The sequence below is a fragment of the Pantoea sp. 18059 genome (assembly GCF_902706165.1).
In the GTDB taxonomy this organism is placed as follows: domain Bacteria; phylum Pseudomonadota; class Gammaproteobacteria; order Enterobacterales; family Enterobacteriaceae; genus Pantoea; species Pantoea agglomerans.
This window is the reverse complement of record NZ_CACSJS010000020.1, coordinates 1-721: the sequence shown is the minus strand read 5'-3', so window position 1 is coordinate 721 and position 721 is coordinate 1. Positions and strand designations below refer to the sequence as shown.

Here is a 721-nt window from a genome sequence, read left to right as displayed (position 1 = left end):
CCACTTTGTGATTCATGACTGGGGTGAAGTCGTAACAAGGTAACCGTAGGGGAACCTGCGGTTGGATCACCTCCTTACCTGAAGATACCTTCCCGCGCAGTGTCCACACAGATTGTCTGATAGAAAAGTAACGAGCAGAAAAAACCTCTACAGGCTTGTAGCTCAGGTGGTTAGAGCGCACCCCTGATAAGGGTGAGGTCGGTGGTTCAAGTCCACTCAGGCCTACCAAATTTCTTCTCATGCTGCGTTATGCGCGCGGTCGTTTACCTGAGTAAACGTCCCTTCCGCATGCCTTGCCTGAAAAGAAATTGCATCCTTCTCCTGAAGAATGTAACTCGGTTGAGTGGTAGTAGTGGTCTCTGCAGTAACTGTATGGGGCTATAGCTCAGCTGGGAGAGCGCCTGCCTTGCACGCAGGAGGTCAGCGGTTCGATCCCGCTTAGCTCCACCATACCGTTTATCTGTTTTTTTCTGAAATACCTCAGAGCATACCGGCGACGGTGTGCTGCGACGTATTATGCTCTTTAACAATCCGGAACAAGCTGAAAATTGAAACGACGCAGCGCGTCATTCCTCCGTAATAAGGGATGACAAAGCGATGCGTTCGAGTCTCTCAAATGCTTGCAATTCGCAGCGTTGTAAAACGCCTGTGGGTTGTGAGGTTAAGCGACTAAGCGTACACGGTGGATGCCCAGGCAGTCAGAGGCGATGAAGGACGTGCT

General features: G+C 50.9%; 2 tRNA genes and 1 rRNA gene. All 3 read left to right on the top strand.

From position 1 onward, the window contains the following. Nucleotides 1–77: ribosomal RNA gene (locus GVJ63_RS21830) — 16S ribosomal RNA — on the top strand; the annotation flags it as partial. A 74-nt stretch (nucleotides 78–151) separates the two neighbouring features. Beyond that, a tRNA-Ile gene (locus tag GVJ63_RS21825) sits at nucleotides 152–228 on the top strand. 146 nt (nucleotides 229–374) lie between these two features. Next, a tRNA-Ala gene (locus GVJ63_RS21820) sits at nucleotides 375–450 on the top strand. The last annotated feature ends 271 nt before the right edge of the window (nucleotides 451–721 follow it).